We start from the raw sequence: 495 nt of genomic DNA, 5'->3' as shown, positions 1-495 counted from the left end.
AGGCTTCGTCCGCTACGCCGTGGTTGGGCGTAGCTGTGGCTGCGGAATCGTCGGTAGTCCACGCGGAGTCGCCTGCGTCCGACTTCGATCCGTCGGTCAAGCCGGAGAAGTCCTCTTGCCATAGCGTTTCGCCGGAGGTGGAGGACACCGTGGGTCCGTCGTTTGTATTCTCGACTTGAATACTGAAAGTGTCGGATGCGCTCGAGCCAGCTTCGTCCGTAGCGGTCACGGTGACGGAGATGTTGCCGACGTCGCCGTTTTCGGGTGTGCCTGAGATCAGTCCGGTTTCCGAGTCGATGGAGAGCCAGCTTGGCAGCGGATCGCCGTTCTCGAGGGTCGCGGAGTAGGTGAGGATGTCGCCTGCGTCCACGTCGGAGAAGTTCGCGGCTGCGTCTAGGCCGAAGGCTGAGTCCTCGTCGACGCTTTGGTTGGCGATGGCGGTGGCGACGGGGCCGTCGTTGGTGTTTTCGACCTCGATGCTGAAGGTGTCCGTTG

General features: G+C 62.2%; 1 protein-coding gene. It reads right to left on the bottom strand.

Annotated elements, in window-relative coordinates; all coding sequences use genetic code 11:
* A partial coding sequence (locus tag QEH57_RS24780) for a putative Ig domain-containing protein (RefSeq protein WP_309009495.1) occupies nucleotides 1–495 on the bottom strand: 495 nt, incomplete at both ends.

This window comes from Pelagicoccus sp. SDUM812005 (assembly GCF_031127875.1).
Classification (GTDB): domain Bacteria; phylum Verrucomicrobiota; class Verrucomicrobiia; order Opitutales; family Opitutaceae; genus Pelagicoccus.
Note: the sequence above shows the minus strand (reverse complement) of the source record. Positions and strands in the feature narration are given on the sequence as shown.